This window comes from Listeria tempestatis (genome assembly GCF_963575625.1).
In the GTDB taxonomy this organism is placed as follows: Bacteria; Bacillota; Bacilli; order Lactobacillales; family Listeriaceae; genus Listeria; species Listeria tempestatis.
In genome coordinates this window covers 1-17,030 of record NZ_CAUYTK010000002.1, presented here as the reverse complement: position 1 = coordinate 17,030, position 17,030 = coordinate 1, and the positions used below count along the sequence as shown (strand labels likewise).

The 17,030-nt window shown below is 39.5% G+C and carries 14 protein-coding genes; 5 read left to right on the top strand and 9 right to left on the bottom strand.

Annotation, left to right across the window (positions count from 1 at the left end):
* Positions 1 to 72 precede the first annotated feature (72 nt).
* From R8923_RS02755 to R8923_RS02740, 4 genes are all read right to left on the bottom strand, one after another.
* Positions 73 to 1,083, bottom strand: coding sequence for a hypothetical protein (locus tag R8923_RS02755; RefSeq protein WP_485871234.1), 1,011 nt, complete (start codon positions 1,081 to 1,083; stop codon positions 73 to 75).
* Positions 1,076 to 1,558 (bottom strand): hypothetical protein, encoded by a 483-nt coding sequence (locus tag R8923_RS02750; protein ID WP_485871233.1) that lies wholly within the window; start codon positions 1,556 to 1,558, stop codon positions 1,076 to 1,078. The genes R8923_RS02755 and R8923_RS02750 overlap by 8 nt, the downstream gene beginning before the upstream one ends.
* A gap of 419 nt (positions 1,559 to 1,977) precedes the next feature.
* Positions 1,978 to 2,493 (bottom strand): hypothetical protein, encoded by a 516-nt coding sequence (locus R8923_RS02745; RefSeq protein WP_485871232.1) that lies wholly within the window; start codon positions 2,491 to 2,493, stop codon positions 1,978 to 1,980.
* A gap of 6 nt (positions 2,494 to 2,499) precedes the next feature.
* Positions 2,500 to 9,006: a DNRLRE domain-containing protein gene (locus tag R8923_RS02740; protein ID WP_485871231.1), complete on the bottom strand. Its 6,507-nt coding sequence runs from the start codon at positions 9,004 to 9,006 to the stop codon at positions 2,500 to 2,502.
* Between the two features lie 314 nt (positions 9,007 to 9,320).
* Here R8923_RS02740 and rihC point away from each other — a divergent pair, with 314 nt between their 5' ends.
* Genes rihC through R8923_RS02715 form a run of 5 tightly spaced genes read left to right on the top strand, consistent with a single transcriptional unit; the run spans position 9,321 to position 14,072 of the window.
* A complete protein-coding gene (gene rihC / locus R8923_RS02735) occupies positions 9,321 to 10,238 on the top strand; it encodes a ribonucleoside hydrolase RihC (protein WP_485871230.1) in 918 nt (305 codons plus the stop codon).
* Positions 10,239 to 10,253: 15 nt separating this feature from the next.
* On the top strand, positions 10,254 to 11,615 hold the full coding sequence (gene dcuC, locus R8923_RS02730; protein WP_485871229.1) for a C4-dicarboxylate transporter DcuC: 1,362 nt from the start codon (positions 10,254 to 10,256) through the stop codon (positions 11,613 to 11,615).
* A 17-nt stretch (positions 11,616 to 11,632) separates the two neighbouring features.
* Positions 11,633 to 12,526 (top strand): ribokinase, encoded by an 894-nt coding sequence (gene rbsK, locus R8923_RS02725; protein WP_485871228.1) that lies wholly within the window; start codon positions 11,633 to 11,635, stop codon positions 12,524 to 12,526.
* The gene (locus R8923_RS02720; RefSeq protein ID WP_485871227.1) at positions 12,523 to 13,044 is read left to right on the top strand and encodes a GNAT family N-acetyltransferase; all 522 of its coding nucleotides are present in this window, start codon (positions 12,523 to 12,525) and stop codon (positions 13,042 to 13,044) included. The genes rbsK and R8923_RS02720 overlap by 4 nt, the downstream gene beginning before the upstream one ends.
* A gap of 29 nt (positions 13,045 to 13,073) precedes the next feature.
* Positions 13,074 to 14,072: a LacI family DNA-binding transcriptional regulator gene (locus tag R8923_RS02715; protein WP_485871226.1), complete on the top strand. Its 999-nt coding sequence runs from the start codon at positions 13,074 to 13,076 to the stop codon at positions 14,070 to 14,072.
* 161 nt (positions 14,073 to 14,233) lie between these two features.
* On the opposite strand, the gene R8923_RS02710 is transcribed toward R8923_RS02715, so the two are convergent.
* From R8923_RS02710 to R8923_RS02690, 5 genes are all read right to left on the bottom strand, one after another.
* Positions 14,234 to 14,707, bottom strand: coding sequence for a hypothetical protein (locus R8923_RS02710; RefSeq protein WP_485871225.1), 474 nt, complete (start codon positions 14,705 to 14,707; stop codon positions 14,234 to 14,236).
* A gap of 113 nt (positions 14,708 to 14,820) precedes the next feature.
* A complete protein-coding gene (locus tag R8923_RS02705; protein WP_485871224.1) occupies positions 14,821 to 16,158 on the bottom strand; it encodes a hypothetical protein in 1,338 nt (445 codons plus the stop codon).
* Positions 16,159 to 16,160: 2 nt separating this feature from the next.
* On the bottom strand, positions 16,161 to 16,448 hold the full coding sequence (locus R8923_RS02700; RefSeq protein WP_485871223.1) for a DUF5344 family protein: 288 nt from the start codon (positions 16,446 to 16,448) through the stop codon (positions 16,161 to 16,163).
* Positions 16,449 to 16,459: 11 nt separating this feature from the next.
* Positions 16,460 to 16,756, bottom strand: a complete 297-nt coding sequence (locus tag R8923_RS02695; RefSeq protein WP_485871222.1) for a hypothetical protein — start codon at positions 16,754 to 16,756, stop codon at positions 16,460 to 16,462.
* Positions 16,757 to 16,766: 10 nt separating this feature from the next.
* A partial coding sequence (locus R8923_RS02690; protein ID WP_485871221.1) for a hypothetical protein occupies positions 16,767 to 17,030 on the bottom strand: 264 nt, incomplete at its 5' end.

The window sequence follows — 17,030 nt, the reverse complement described above, 5'->3', positions numbered from 1 at the left end:
ATCAGCATATATCTCATATAAATTGGCTTTTTTGACAAAATATAACTGCTCTTTCAACATTTCCCCCACTCCTTATTCATTTTCGTAAATAATCGCAAGCTCACCGTCCAAAACTAGAACAACTGCCTTTCCATTCTTTTCTAAATTAAAATCGAGAGTAGCTTTGCTTGAAAATATTTTTTTGAAAAGGGAACTCGGCTGACCTTTTTTCACTTGATAATTTGGCTGGCTAGCATAGAAAAGATAAACCCGGTCCATAAAGCTTTCTGAATGTAATTTTTCAAGTGCTTCTTCGCGAACATCAGGTATTACTGGCTCTGATAGCAACATTTTGTTTTCCAAATGGTAATCAATCTGTAACTCATCCAAAACATCATCATAAAAACTCGAAATCGCAATCATTTGAAGGGCATCATCTGCATACAACTTTTGTAGCGTGTCATCTCCCCCTTCATTTGGATCATTTAAAAGTCGCGCAAAAATACGTTTGAAATTTCCATCCGGCAAATCAAATTCTTTTAAAAAGTCTGGCGGAACAGCAATATCAATGGAACTACTTTCCTCATATGGCATAAATGGAACAATTTCGTCATCAAGACGCTTATCAATCAATTCAATAAAGTTTTCATAATCCTCTTCATTTTGAGCAGATACGTAGAGAACAGGGTCATTTCCAAGTAAAGTAATCGCAACCGAATCGCCGCTTAAATGGCGGCCAATGTCCCACTTGCCTTTTTTTCCAAATTGTTCTAAACGAAATTCACATGGGCGCCCTAAAAATAGGGTCATATACTTACTGGTGCCATATACACAAAACTCCTCCAAAACTTTCACCACATGAAAAGGACTTGGTGAGTGTAAATAAATTTCTGTCATATGGATTTTAAAAGGAATGTTTTCCTCGTTTAGAAATTGCTTCACTCTTTTTTTACTCTGTAAAATAATCGTCATCGCATCATTAGCCACAATTTTTTTCATATCGCTAAAAACATCTTCTCCGTCTTCCCAACCTTCAAAAATGATCTCGCCTACAAAGCCTTCATTTTGAATTGGCTTGTATTCCAAAAATTCTTCTTTACTCATTTTCTTCCTCCACTAAATAACCCATTTTTTTAAGTTCATTCAAAACATAATTTTTCGATTGCCCGTACGAAATGGCTGTTTTCAAGCTTTTTCCATCTTTTTTTAAAATATGCAGATGTTTATCATAATTAGAAAAAATTTGCGTTTTCCAATTTGTTCGAAAAATCATTTTTTTGATTTCAAATTGCTTTAACTGAAAACTTTTCCGATCTTCAAGTAAAGCTTTCATTCCTTTTTTTACTAAAACAGCATCCACATGAGCCTCTCGCTTATCCTGACGTCCTCTTGCTATTTTGTACGGAATATAAAATAAAATGGCGCCAAAAAGCCCCGCCTGGTCAAGCAAATTTTCATGATGAAACTGCCCGCCTAGTTTTACAAAAACAAGTGTATCTTCGTAAAAATAAACCCGGTAATACTCATCACCGGCAAAAAAACGTGGCAATGACAAATGAATGTGCGGATATTTTTTCATAGCTTCTCCTTTTTTATTGTTAATCTGAAGTTTTAGATGCATGAGATGACACATGCATCTAAAACTTTGAGTAAAAGTACGCATAATGGACTACAACTTCTCTGAAAAAGATAGACTTGCTTATCTGTAGTAGGTCTATCTTGGTTGGCAATGCATCTCACTTTAGTGTAACCATTCTGCGTGTTTGGGTATGGGTTAACACATGCCTCGGTTGTCGTGGCTGTGTTTTAAGGACAACTTCTCATACATCATAGACATTTTTTTCTGCGACAACTAACTTTGCCGTCTTCATTGGTCATATCTTGGCAATGATACCGCCATGCATGTTCTAAAAGTTTTTCCTAATATCTCGATTACCTCCATAATAATCTGAGATAATAATACTTTTTAGTTTCAAAATTATTCCTCCTTTCCGACATTCAATTCTTCAAATATGAACTTAATTGAACTGTACCATATGAAAGAATCCGAATATCTTGGATTGAAAATAATGTTTCACTTTCAATATTCCCATAGGAATCAGCCACATCGCAAATTAGATATTCTTCATTTAAAATTGATTGGACATACCCTTCTATCCTTTCTCCCCATGAAAGGTAAAATTCCGCAGGGTTTTTTTTCATTTGAAGATACACTAAAATTTCTGTAATAATATCTTTACCTACAAAATTCGAATTTTCTTTTTTATAATTTTCCTCCTTCAATTTCTTTATCTGCTCCAAATACAAACTAGATCTATCAAACTTTATAATATCTTTAATCGGAAAGCATGATATCCCATCATACTTTCCTTCTGGAGAATAATTTTCTATTAAGACATGTTGTGAGTAAACTGCTAAAATTTTTCCCACCATAAAATTCTCAAATTCTGATTCATCACAATAAATGCTTACCAGCTTATTTCCCTCGCAGAGACTCTCTAATACTTTTTTCATAACCAATTATTTCCTCCTCTTCCAATTTGGTTTTTGCTTTTTCTTCTCATTTCCTCTACCTGGACGTGGCTTAGTATGTTTATTCCAATTGCTCTTCCTCTTATTTTTACCATGTTCTTTAAATCTACTTACTGACCTCTCCCATGTTTTTCGAAGGGTTTTATATCCTGATTTAGCAATCGGTTTTCTATACTTCCACAATGTCTTATACTGTTTTCGGAATTTTTCTGTCTTTTTCCAAGCCCATTTGCTCCCTTTGCCGATGCCATAGCCAACCGCAGGAGCCGCCGCAATCGCCGCACCATAACCCCAATAAACAACTGGAATTACAAATGCAAAATTCCCATCTGGATCCACATACATCACAGGATTATTATTCGCATAGTTATACCCATTCATCGTTTGCGGGTCGTCTTCATCACCTGGGTCTGGGTCGTAAGCGGTGAACACGCCTTGTGCTGGTTCATAGTAGCGAGCCATCAAGTAATACTGTTCGATTTCCTTATCATACGTATAACCGGCATACAGATACGGGTTAGCGCGTGCCTCGGTTGTTGTGGCTGTGTTTTTAAGGACAACTCCCCAGGCATCATAGGCGTATTCCGCGACCACTTTGCCATTCTCATCGGTCAGCGCCACCACATCACCATGCGCGTTGTAGTGATAGTAAAGAGTTTTGCCATTCATTTTCATGGCTAGGCGAATACCGCTGTCGGAGTAAACATACTGGCGGAGCACTTTTCCAGCGCTATCCGTTTCATAGAGCACATCAATGCTATCGCCGTCGTAGTGGTAATTGGTTGTCACACCGTCTAATGTTTTGGATAAGCGGCGGTTGTCATCATCATAAGTATAACGGACAAATGGACTATTTTCACCTTTTTTTGTGATGCTGATTAAACGGTCGCCTGTATCCCACGTATAAGTAAATTTCCCGTCGCTTGTTCGGTTACCATTGGTATCATAGGTGAGTGTATCGCCACCAAATTGCACTAGCTGATTGCCATCATTGAACGTGGCGGCAATGGTCTTCGATTCTGTCCCAGTTATTTGGACTTGTGTGCGATTACCAAAACCATCATAGGTGTAGGATTTGATGGTGCCGTCTGGTAGGCTTTCTTTGGTTAATTGATTCACGGCATCATAGTCATAGGTGGTTTTACCGCTTTTTTTGTTGTCGATACTCGTGCGGTTGCTTGCTGCATCGTACGTATAGCTCTCATCTAAAATGAGGTCTCCCTCTGCATCGCCAATCGCCACATTGGTTACTTTTTGGGTGCTATCATACACATAATTTGCGGCTGTGCCGTTACCGGCTGTGTATAAGCCAATGTTGCCGAATTCATCGAACTCAAAATAGGCGTTTTTGCTGCCATCATTCACACGTGTGTTTTGGTCTAGATCGTTGTACGTGTAGCTTGTTTTTGCGGTATAGTCGCCGTGATGAATAGAAACATCGCCCACTTTGTCGGTTTTGCCTTTGTTATCTTGTGTTGGCTTGTCTTTGTAGGTGTAGCTAATCTGACCGCCACGTTCGGCTACTTTTGTAATGCGGTCTGCATCGTCGTAAGTTTTGTCCGTCACGATACCATTAATTTCGTCCGTGACTTTCGTTTGGTTGCCGTTTGGATCGTATTGGAATTTGAACGCTGGTTCGTCGTTCCACTTGATGCCGCTCACGCGGTCTGCTGAATCGTACGTACTTTCGGTTATGCGCCCGTTTGGCATAATCGCCTTTGTCTCATTGCCGCTTGCATCGTATTCGTACTGAATTGTCCGCCCAAGTGCATCGGTGAACGCTGTAATCTTGTTGTCTACGTCGTAGGCATAACTGTTTTTTTGCGTTTTCCCAGAAGCGGTGACGTTCTTCTCTGTGGTGTTGCCGTTGTCGTCATATTTGTAAGAAACGGCTGTGCCATTTGCGAGCGTTGTGTCGACAAGGGCATTATCGGCATCATAGGTGAGTGTTTTTTTGTTCCCTTTTTCATCGGTTTCAGATGTTTTGTTGCCGTAGGCGTCATAGGTGAAGCTGATTTTACGGCCTTCTTCGTCGTAGCTTGCCGTCACATAGTTGCCAGATGCATCATATTCTTCGCGTGTAAGTACTTCGCCTTCTATCACGCGAACATCGTCAAACCAAGCTTTTCCTGTTAAGCCATTACGGAATAATGTATAAATTTTAATCGATTTAATTGGTTTTGCTGGTTTAATGACGGCGGCACTTCGGTTCCAGTCATTTGTGCCGAGTGGGAACTGCCCTTGAACATAGGAAGCTGTTCCGTCTTGATAATAAACGGTTCCACAAATGGAGTAATCATTTGACATCACATTCGTTGTGCCATTTACTTTTGCATTTTCTGATTTAGATAATGCGGTTAATGTGAGTGCCTTTGCTTCTTTTTGATTGATCGTAACGTCTTGAAGCATATGTGTGTGCGCTTCACTTGTTGCTTTTCGTTCAAAATAGACAGAGCTATCGCCGCTAAAACTTTCCCCGTCTACTACCCTAGCTTGAGATAGAGCGGTGTTTCCTGTACGCATCCATTCTGCAGGAAGCGTCCCATTATGATCTTCAAAGCTGTTGTTTGTCACTGGGTTATAGCTAGATGCTACGCTACCTTTTTCGAGTTGAGCATTATCATACCAAATCGTACCTTTTCCTTTGTACGGAGCAGCTTGTTCGTTGTCCAAGTAAAGCAATACTTGCCGCGTGTTTTTGGATGTTTTAAACGTCAATTGGCGTTTTACCCAGCCACTATTATTTTTAATCGAAGTAGGGCGATTGGACTGCCAGACATTCCCATCCGTAACGTCTTTCGCATTTGCATCTTGTAGTCTAGCGATCAAAATGCCGTCCGCGTTTGTCAATCCAGATGTTTTCGTCCACGCACTAAATGTGTAGGTCGTTTCTGGCGCAACATCCACACGCTGAGTCGCCGCCGAGTAACCTTTTTCCGTTGAAAGCGCCTCACTCGTCACTTTCACAGAACCACTGCCACCAAGCGCACCCGGTGCCATTTGCGTGTTATCAAACGTAATGCCACCCTTTGCATTTGACTGAATGAGCGTCCAGTTTGAAAGGCTCGTTGCTTTCTCAAACCCACTATTTTGGACTAAATTTCCGCCAGACGAGAGTTCTCCGCTACCGCGAATCGGATTTCCGTAACTATCGTATTGAGTAACAGAAGAGACTTGTGCTTCTGTCGCCAAAGTTTCAGACACCGCATCCGCTCCGTCGTAAGCAACCGTCGTCTTACGTCCTTCCGTATCAGTCGCGCTTGTCACATCATTGTTATCATTGTAGGTGTAAGACTCTGTACCATAAGCATCCGTCATTTGCGTAATATTTCCATCCGCATCATACGAATAAGTTTCTTCTTGCCCTTTTGGATTCACTTCCTTAATCAAATTATTGGATTCATACGTATAGGTTGTTGTGAGCTTTAAACCATCCGCATCCACAATTTCTTTTTTAGGATTTCCAGCATCGTTGTACTCATAAATGGTCTTCTTCTTTTTCTCATTCGTTAAAGTCGTCTGTTGGTTTTCCTTATCATAAGAAAGCGTTGTTGTTTTTCCAACTGGGTCAGTAATTTCGATTAGCTTTTCATCATCATATGCAAAAGTCGTTGCATATGGCTTAGCATCCGTATGTTTCGGGTCATAAATAGACGTTAATAAACCATCCGTATACCCGTAACGATATAATTTCCCTCGAGCAGTCGAAGAGGCCGTTAATTCTTGATTCGCGTTATACGTATACGTAATCGTTCTTCCCTCGGGACCAACAAGTTTCGTCACTAAATCACCATCATACGTAAGCGTAACCGTCCGCGAAGAAGCATCGCGCAAGCTCGTCAATTTCCCATTTGTATACGTATAGGTGAGCTGATTTCCCTTTGTATCTTTTTCAGAAGCTAGGCGACCATCTTGTAAAAAGCGTGTTTCAGATTTATCTTCTTCCACTTTCAAATAGCCGTCCGTCGTTTTTGTAAGCTCCGAATAAATACCTGGCGGTGCCGCGTAGCTGTCGCCTTTTTTAGTAAAACGGTGGATTTTTTTATCCGATTCAACCCAGATGATATCGCCATTTGGTTCTTCAATTAATTTCTCTTCAAGTGTACTTGACCAGCCTTTTCCGAAAATACCAGTTGCCTCATCTTGACTGTTAAATGTTCGGTCAATGTTAATACTTGGACCGCGTCCAGCAAGTTCAAAATCCGTTTCATGGAATAAAAAGTTCCCATTTGTTGCATTCACTTCCCCGCCGCGAACAGGAATACTCGTCCAGTAATCTACCATCCCAAGCTGTTTATTAACCGCCTCTGGAATGACGGGTGTTGCAGGATCAGACTGCGCACTCTCCGCATTGTTCCCAGCCTTCTGATATGCAATTACACGGAACCAATAATTTTTCCTTTTCCCGTAAATACCACCTGTATTTCGGTAAACGGGTGACGGGTCTCTTGCAAGTTCGGCGCCACTCCCATCTTTATGGAGCGCAAATTTGCCTTCTGCAATTTCTGCATTTGTCGGCCAAATCCCTTTATTTTGCGTTGTCCATTTTGTTGCCGTGCCCACATCATACGCTTCATATGTTTTTCCGTTGTAGGCAAGAACTTTATAACCATCTGCCATCGGACTTGGCTCCCAGTTCAGCTCCACATAACCAGTTTCCTTATGCGCCAAGTTCGAATAGGCTTTCGCAACTGGTGCTTTTGGTTTTTCAATTGGCATGTAAGCAAAAACTAAATCCGAATTCGGACTTTCGCCTCCTGGATAAACCGCCTGCACGCGGAATAGATAGCGCGTTAAATTGCGCAGTCCAAAGCCACTTCCTGCCTGATAGCCATTTTCATAAAGTTCACGTGGATCAATTGCAAATTCGGTCCCTTTCCCGTCATGGTGAAAATAAAATTCGCCGTCTGCAATTTCAGAAGCGGTTGGGAAAATTTTCTTCCCTTTTGTAGTCCAAGTTGTGGCTGAACTTCCTGTATTAAAATATTCATAGTTATAACCGTTAGAAATAACAATATTATAACTAGTTGCGCCTGGAACGGCCTTCCAAGATAAATCCATGTAGCCCGTGCCCGTACCAACCCCGTTCGAATACGTCTTGATAGTTGGTTTTTCAGGCTGAGCATACGTATACGTCACTTCCAAGTAAGGATAATTTGTATTATTTTCACTCGCAACAATTTTCTTCCAGTAATTTTGGTCAATATTTGTCCCTAGACGAAAACCATAGTTAGGGCGTGTTCCACTTGCCCATGCTTGAACCGTACTCGTCACATCTAAGCTTGCCCATTGTCCGCGACCTACATTTACACTTCCAAGCCGTGTTCCACTCGGTTGGTTGGCCCATGTAACTTGCCAAGGGGACCAGTTGGCATTTGCTTCATAGTACCAAATATCATTTTTTAAAGTCGGTGACATATGCCAAATGTTATAAAGTTTTAATGTGGCTTTTGAAATGGATGCTTTATTTAATGTGGACGTATCCATTTTTAAGAAAGCAGCATTATTTCCAGTTGAATTATCCCACTTTCCAAGTTTTAGTGTATAGGCATTCTGACCAGAATCCCACAATTTACTCCCAATGTTATTTTCTGTCGTTCTTGCAGAATTGATATTCGCATTGTAAATATCATCCACTCGAACAGACGGGTCGATATAGACAGGGTATACCCGCTCTGGATCATTAATCCACTCTGTATCGACTTTCAGCTGTAGTTCATACACTGTTTTCGTAAGTGGCTTAATCTCAAAATGTGCCGCATCAGAAGTTGTGGCCTCACCCGATTCCTCACCAATATTCGAATCTGCCATAATTGGTTTAGGTAGTGTATAGAGAATATCACCCGTATTATTTTTGAAAACAATGTCGCCATTTTCAGCTTGATTCACATTTAATTTGGTTTCAATTTGATACACATATGTATCGATATCATTTTTTTCGGATAAAACGAGGTCTTCTTTTACCGACTGATTAAAGGTAAAATGCCTTAAATCAGTATTTGGAAGCACCTCTTTATATGTCACTTCATTTTCTATAAATGTGGCTGTTTGATCAGTGACAAGGATTTCATCTTCTCCTTGTTTCGCTCCCTTAAGCGCAAATGTAGCCTCTGCGTTTGGTTCCGTTAGCTTTTGATAAATGCCATTTTCCATATTTTCTAAAAATTCAATATTAAGTTGTGTTTGTTTCGGTGCAATCGTCTCTGTCACTTGGTCTTTTTCAAGTTCAGGATTGACACGCTCCATCTCTCCATTCACTTCAACATGAACAGGCTCTGAAAAAATTTGTTTCGTAAAACTTCCGTCATGATTGTCATAAACAATCTCTGTTTCTGTTCGTTCATCTTTTACTTCCGTTCTTGCCTTCTCTGATGTATTTGTATTTTGGCTAGCATCTCCCTCTTCTTCTGCATGCCCCGTGTACGGTGGAATAAGCGACAAAACTAGGATTGCCGATAATAAACAGAGCAGTCCCTTTTTCCATACTTTTTTCATCTTAAAACCCCTCTTTAAAAGTTTTTCAAACCATATTTTTGTAAACGCCTCCTATTTCATTCACTTAACAAAAATGTAACTAATAGATTACATTTTGTCAATACGAATTTTTAAAATTTAACATTCCGTTTAATTTGAAATTTCATCACTCCTTTTATAAAATATAATGTTTATTTCAACCATCCAAAAAACAAATTTCAAATTCTTTTTTAAAAAGCTATTTACAAGTTAAATGTTTAATGTTAGTATTTGTTTGTAAAGAATGCGCTTTCTTTTTACTGTTTTAATTAAACGTTTAACTAGGAGGATGTACAATGAGTAAACTACCCTTAATTATCGATACTGACCCTGGAATTGACGATGCGATTGCGATTTCATTTGCGTTTTTCCATCCTAAAGTTGATTTGAAATTAATTACTACTGTTGCAGGAAATGTAACCGCTGACAAAACGACAGCGAATGCGTTAAAGCTCGTGCAATTTTTTAATCAAGATGTGCCCGTTGCAATGGGCTCGACAGAACCGCTTGTAAAAGCGTTTGAGGACTGCGCGGATATTCACGGTGAATCTGGCATGGACGGATTTGATTTTGGGGAGATAAAAAAGGCACCGCTACCCCTTCACGCTGTTGAAGCACTTCGGCAGACCATTTTAGCCAGTAAAGAAAAAGTGACTCTCATGCCGATTGCGGCACTCACAAACATGGCTCTCCTTTTCAAGATGTACCCTGAAACGAAGGAAAACATTGCAGAAATTATTTTAATGGGGGGAAGTCTTGCTCGAGGTAATACGACAACAGCTGCAGAATTTAATATTTTCACTGACCCAGAAGCAGCAGATATTGTGTTTAAATCAGGACTTCCGCTCAAAATGATTGGTCTTGATGTGACGAGTACTGCCGTCCTATTGAAAGAGCAGATTGAACAAATTAAAACTATGAACCGGGCGGGCGAAATGTTTGGCGAATTATTTAGTCATTACCGCGGGGGAAGTATGAAAACGGGGTTAAAAATGCATGACGTTTGTGCCTTTGCCGCACTTGTAGAACCCGAAATTTTCACCTTTCAAAAGACACATGTTGCCATTGAAACAAGTCCTGGACCAGCAAATGGCATGACAGTGGCGGATTTAAAAATGAAATATCATCAAACAACAAATGCCTCCGTCGCACTCGAAGTCAACGTCACACGTTTTAGAGAATGGTTTTTAGAAACGCTTCATTGCGTAAAATAGGGAGGATTTACTAACATGATTGAAATTATTCTCGCATTACTTATTATCGTTTTTGTTTTCTATCTCATCATTAAAAAATACCAGCCTGCTATCGTCTTACTCATTGCGGGGCTCATTTTACTTACTATGGCGCTACTACTTGGAAAACCACTTCTTGAAAGTGCAGACGCCACAGGATTTGCCGTACTAGACATCTTTAAAAAACTAGAACTCGTTTTTATTAATCAACTCGGCATGGTCGGCATCACCATTATGACCCTTTTCGGCTTTGCCACCTATATGAACTACTTAGGCGCAAATGATGTTGCCGTCACCTTGCTTACAAAACCTCTCGGTAAAATTAAAGCGAAATATGTTTTAGTCCCTATTGTTTTCATTATCGGAAACATCCTTAGCCTATTCGTACCAAGCGCTTCCAGTCTCGCCGTCATTTTAATGGCCATTTTATATCCTGTTTTAAAGAAAATTGGTTTAAGCGCCCTAACAGCTGGTGGTGTTATCGCCACAGTTGCAACCATCATGCCAACACCACTCGGGGCAGATAATGTTATCGCAGCTAAAACGCTCGGTTATGACTTATTTGACTACGTCTTCTTAAATCATGCGATCATCTCGGTCCCAACACTCATCGTCATGGCATTCGCACATTATTTCTGGCAAAAATATATGGATAAACGTCAAGGTGCCAAGGCTTTTATTGACATTGACGAAGACAAAGTGCAACAAGAAGAAAAGATTTTGCCACCTAAATATTATGCTATTTTTCCAATGCTACCACTTATTTTCATTGTTGTCATTGGTATTTTCTTCCGCGATATTAAAGCTGATGTTGTTATTTTGACGCTCATCTCCTTCTTCATTACCATCGCAGTGGAAATGATTCGAAATAAGGCATTCAAAAAACCGCTTGATGACTCCTTTGAATTCTTTCGGGGAATGGGGCAAGGCTTTACCCAAGTCGTGGTGTTAGTCGTTGGTGGGGTTATGTTTGCAGAAGGAATGTCGGCGATTGGAATTATTGATATGTTAACGACTTCCGTACAGCACGTTGAAAGTGCTGGGACGATGCTCACCTTCATTTTCAGCGGCGCCACGTTCCTACTTGGACTTGTAAGTGGCGGCGGGCTTGCTATGTTTTATGCGACAGTTGAATTGCTGCCAAACATCGCCCAAAGTGCGAATATTGATGGTATCTTACTCGCGCTACCAATGCAACTTATCGCCAATCTTGTTCGCTCCATCTCCCCTGTTGCAGCGGTGATTATGGTTGTGGCAAGTATCATTAAAGTTAGTCCAATGGAAATTATTAAACGAACCAGTGTGCCTGTTATTACCGGTATCATCATGGTAATGATATTATCACTCATTATTTTGTAAAAAGTTGAGGGAAAACTATGACTAGAATTTGTATTGTAGGTAGCTTAAACACTGACACAACCATGTCCTTACCCGAGCTGCCAAAAATCGGTGAAACATTAGAAGGAAAAAATTTAAGTTTTTCTGCTGGAGGAAAAGGATTCAACCAAGCTGTCACCGCACGGCGCCTAGGAAGTGATGTCGCGTTTATTGGTGCCGTCGGTCTTGACGCTAGCGGCGCACATTTAAAACAAGTGTTAGAGACGGAAAAAATTGACGCGCACAATGTGCATACGATAGACTCCCCCACTGGAATGGCGTGGATTCTAATTGATCTGGCAGGAAAAAATATGATTTTGACTTATGGCGGCGCGAATTTAGCGCTATCAGCTAAGCATATTCAAGCCACTGAACAAACGATTGCCGCAAGTGATGTTATCGTATCGCAATTTGAAGTCCCAGAAGAGGCCATCTTGGTAGCATTTCGTTTAGCCAAGCAACACGGGAAAACGACTATTTTAAATCCAGCGCCAGGCAAGACGTGTAGCGATGAGCTACTACAGCTCACAGATTATTTAATTCCAAATGAAACGGAATTTGAAATCATTACCGGAGCACCGTTTCAAAATGGCCATCAAAAAGAGATGCGCGAATTGCTTCAAAAGGGCTGTCAAAACGTGATTGTGACTTGCGGGGAACGGGGTTCTGTCATTGTTTCAAAAGATGAAGTAGTGGAAGTTCCGGCAGTTAAGACGACAGCGGTTGACTCGACTGCTGCTGGGGATAGCTTTATCGGCACGCTTGCCCATTTTATCGCCCAAAAAAGAAGTGTACTTGAAGCGGCAAAAATTGCATCTATTGTGGCGGCAAAAGTTGTCGAACGATACGGCGCCTATACGTCCATCCCGTCTTCTGAAGAATTGTTGCTATGATTAAATGTCTTGAAAAAACAGACTATCCAGAGGCCATCCACTTACTTCGCCAAGTGAAAGACTCGCTAGAAAATCATCAGTGGACAAACGACTATCCAAACGACTCGCATGTGTATAATGATTTAGCGACACATTCTTTATTTGGTCTTTTTGAAGGTGATGAGCTTTCCGCCGTCGTGACATTGTCTGCCGAATGTGATGGGACTTTTGCCGCTTTCGACTGGGCAGAATATCCAAAACCACTTTTTATTAAAAGGGTTATGACAAATCCAGCAAAACAAAATCGCGGGTTCGCGGCAAAAATTTTGGATTTTAGTTTTCTTTTTGCAAAACAAAATGGTTTTAGGACGGTTTGTATCGTAACAGAGGCCCACAATGCGGCGATGAAACACTTGCTTTTAAAAAAAGACTTTACGTTTTTCATGCAACAAGACATTCAAAATCGCGCCCCGTTTGGTTCATTTTTAGCTTTTAGTAAAGATATTCGCGTCCCTCCGGCTTTTTTGCTAAAATTATAGTGTTAAGTAAATTTTCGGAGGGAACTATTTTGGGAGTCACGATAAAAGATGTTGCGAAAAAAGCGGGCGTTTCGATTGCGACTGTTTCAATGGTTGTAAATAATAAAGCGGAACATATTACAATGAAAACGAAACGAAAAGTACTTCTGGCTATTGAAGAACTTGGCTATCGTCCTAATTTCACAGCAAGAAGTTTAGTATCAAAAGCAAGCAACACAATCGGCTTACTCGTTCCAGACATTACGAATCCGTATTTTGCAGAACTTGCGAAATCTCTTGAAAGTTCGTTAAACAAAGCCGGGTATATCACTTTTTTATGTAATTCATTTGAAGAGCCCCACCGCGAGACGCGCTACGTGGAAGAACTTATTTCACGCGCAGTGGACGGAATCATTATTTGCGGTTTGACAAGCCTTGAAACAACAATTTTCACATCGCTTAAAGAACGGCAAATTCCTTACTTAGTTTTAGACAACCGCTTTCCAGCAGGAAGCTTTTCCATCCATGCTGATGACTTTGTCGGCGGCGAACTAGCGGCAACACATTTCATCAAAAACGGTCATACTAAAACCCTTTTCATTGGAAGCCAAAACGACTATGTGAATATCGGGCAACGCTACCAAGGTTACAAGGAAACCATGGAAAAATACGGTTTTGAGGCAAATTATTTACACACAGACCTCACCCGCACTGGTGGGCAAAATATTGCAGAAACAGTTTTCAAACAAGACATCACTGCCGTATTCTGTAGCAACGATTTAATCGCTGTCGGCCTTTACGACGCCGCTTTAAAACACAATATCAGCATTCCTAATGATCTATCCATCATCGGTTACGATGATATTAGTTTTGCGAGCATCGTGAGACCCCACCTCACAACCATCCACCAACCGACCGACATGCTCGCCGAAAAAGCCGTCTATCACCTGCTCCAAATGATTAACATCCCAGAATATTTTTTCTACAAGGAAATTATTCCCGTGAAGCTAGTCGCACGCGATAGCGTGTATACGATAAAACATCCATAAAAGCAATAGACCGAAAAAAAACACACTTTTTCTGCTTTCAAAAAGTGTGTTTTTCTTCGGTCTGTACTCATTTCTTGCGCTTTAAATTTTCTTGTTGAGTATAACCATGCCAAACTAGCTCTTCATTTTTACTGTGTTTTTTGTTCACTTGTTCTAGGACCTTATTCGTTTAAGTCAGCTTTCTTATTATCTACAAAATTTGTTATTTCTTTTATAAATGCATCAAAATTTTCAGGAATTACATCTTTTCGATACATGCCAGTTCCGAAATGCCTTTCAACCGTCCTATCTGCATATTCCAAGTATAGTACCCAACCATATCCGTCTTCATTATTAGAATTTTTGTTATCCGAATAGTCTTCTTTCCAGCTCTGAATATCATATTTTATTATGATATTCTGTACCTCCTTCACATCGTCCTCTGTCATTTTATAGTCAGCATTAACTAGTCCAAGTGTTGGAACTTGTGGGTTTAAATACATGGCTTGATTTCCAATATCAATAGCTATTGTATTCTTATATTGCATGTTGTTTGACTCGTAAAATAAAATTTTAACTATCTTATCTATATCCTGTTGCTCAGTTGATTGTTCTAATTTATCAATTCTTGAAAAGTCTTTTATTGGGGTTTCCACCACTTTCCCTCCCTCCTCACTGTTACGAATAGTTTCTGGTTTGTTAGAGCAAGCACTTATAAAACAAACAAAGCATAATATTCCTACTAAAATTATTTTTTTGCTCAAATAGTTCACCTCATCGACTTCAGCATTGCTTCCATATGCTCGCTTGATTCAGGTAGATAAATGTCTATGCTCTCTAATCCATTGACACTCGTATCACCTGTTGTTAATTTTCTACCAAAAAATTCTGCAAAAGATTCCTTATTTGTTGTTCGAACAACATTTCCATTTTTATCAAACCAATAATAAGGATCGTTTTGATGCCCATAGTCTCCTTTTATTGTATAATTAGTAACCCCTCCATATATATCTGACGGACTTTCAGGGTCAGCACCAGCAAACTCTTCTGCATAATGTAGTTTTAAATTGTCCTGTAAATTTTGCTCAATTGATGTTAAGTTATCATAATTTTTATCTTGCTGCAGTATATTTTGTGAAATATTATTAATCACTTTTTGTTTCTCGCTATCACTTAAATCTTTGTATTCCTCTGAGCTCAACATAATTTCGAGATTACTTTTAATATTATTTTCTACATCCAGTATATTATATTCACTCAACGTTTTTCCATTTGTTTTGAAAGTAGTTGAATAATAATCCCCTGTACCATTCTCTTTTCCATAGAAATAACCAATCGCATGACCCATTTCATGAAAAAAGGTGTAGTATTGTCCTCGTGAGTCGGTACGATCTTCATTAATATTAAAAACTAATGAAGCATCTTGATGCCAAAATAGTATTCCAGATTCTCCTGTAAAAACACCATTTTTTTCAACATCTGTAATTTCAAACTCATCCATATATTCCAAGCACAGTGATTTATATGGCTCTTCAGATGTATAGATTAGATACTTAATACCTATAACATCTTGTATTTCTAGTGGTGAAAGAAACTCATTAGTTGTCTTTACTGATTCCGGATGAAGCGCCTCATATTCAACAATTTCCATAATTTTATCCAAATCGTTGGGATGTTCTTTTAGATATTCTCCATACTGAGCTATTGCCATTCCTCTATAATTAGTATATGATACAATACTTCCTAGTATGTCTTTTGAAGTCGAAATAACGGAAGGTGTAATGAGTTGCGCTATTTTTTCTAGTTTATATTGAAATCCCTCTAACTCGTTAAGCGTGCTTTCAAAATTTTTTTTATATTCTTTATCAACATTCTCAACATCTTTTAAAATCGCATCAAACTCATCCGTTCCAATATTGTGCTTATCAATCACAGCTTGGTAATGGTTCTTAAAACTCTCCTCCCCTTCTTTTAACTCTGGGATAGATATTGTCCAATCTCCCATTCCATCTACCCATCCCCATTGCCCATCATCTTCAACCTCATTAACAATAGTCGCTAACTGATCAATAGAAGCTTGCGAGAAGTCATGTAATTTTCCAGCCACATTTACTCACTCCCCTCTATTAGTTGATTAAGTATCGCTGCACTTGCTTCATCTGTATCTATGTAGGCATCTTTAGCATTTTCTAAGAAAGATGCTGTGTTTTGAATAAGCATATCAAGCGTCTCATTCAATGTATCATAGTACATTTGTACTTCTTTCATTTTTTCAGAAGCCTTCCCTTTATTATCCTTACTCTCCTCTGTTCTTACTATTTTTGTATTAAGCAACCCTTCCAGTACACTAATTTCTTGTTCTAGGACAGCGGGGTCGATATGGATCTCACTCATCATGAATACCCTCCTTAAAACAATTCTTTATCTGCCTCATCCACCGCGTTTGCAAAGCCGGTCGCTTTTTCTTTTGCTGTCTTACTAATTTCTTCAACTTCCTTCTTAAGCCCTTTTACTTCTTGTTGAAATAACATTAAATTATCTGCGACTTGCCCACTTTTCACTGCTCCAGTTAAAATACGATCTAATGATGACAAATAATCTGACAACTTCTGTTCAAACGTTTCCGCCATCAGTGAATAATCATTCCCCATATCTTCACAATCTTCTTCATTAACAACAATATCATATCCTATTTTATAGGTCATCACTGGCCCCCTACTTCATTAAAACCTGAGTACGTCTCTGATATAATTGATTTATTAATTGATCACAATCACCGATTAAAGCCTGATTTCTTGCAATCTCCTGTTCTGTTTTATCTATTTCTAGTCTAATTTTTTGTAGCGCATCTTCTAAAAGGCGTTCTGTACGTAATGCCTGACTACTGTTCAATGTATCCAACACACGAATGGCTTGACTCCTTGCAAAGCGCATTTGACCGGTAACATCATACATGTTCTGATACTGCCTTTTTCTACG

Excerpts from the sequence above, each read along its gene's own strand:
- R8923_RS02755 (WP_485871234.1), bottom strand. The coding sequence starts at position 1,083 with ATGAGTAAAGAAGAATTTTTGGAATACAAGCCAATTCAAAATGAAGGC.
- R8923_RS02750 (WP_485871233.1), bottom strand. The coding sequence starts at position 1,558 with ATGAAAAAATATCCGCACATTCATTTGTCATTGCCACGTTTTTTTGCC.
- R8923_RS02745 (WP_485871232.1), bottom strand. The coding sequence starts at position 2,493 with ATGAAAAAAGTATTAGAGAGTCTCTGCGAGGGAAATAAGCTGGTAAGC.
- R8923_RS02740 (WP_485871231.1), bottom strand. The coding sequence starts at position 9,006 with ATGAAAAAAGTATGGAAAAAGGGACTGCTCTGTTTATTATCGGCAATC.
- rihC (WP_485871230.1), top strand. The coding sequence starts at position 9,321 with ATGAGTAAACTACCCTTAATTATCGATACTGACCCTGGAATTGACGAT.
- dcuC (WP_485871229.1), top strand. The coding sequence starts at position 10,254 with ATGATTGAAATTATTCTCGCATTACTTATTATCGTTTTTGTTTTCTAT.
- rbsK (WP_485871228.1), top strand. The coding sequence starts at position 11,633 with ATGACTAGAATTTGTATTGTAGGTAGCTTAAACACTGACACAACCATG.
- R8923_RS02720 (WP_485871227.1), top strand. The coding sequence starts at position 12,523 with ATGATTAAATGTCTTGAAAAAACAGACTATCCAGAGGCCATCCACTTA.
- R8923_RS02700 (WP_485871223.1), bottom strand. The coding sequence starts at position 16,448 with ATGATGAGTGAGATCCATATCGACCCCGCTGTCCTAGAACAAGAAATT.
- R8923_RS02695 (WP_485871222.1), bottom strand. The coding sequence starts at position 16,756 with ATGACCTATAAAATAGGATATGATATTGTTGTTAATGAAGAAGATTGT.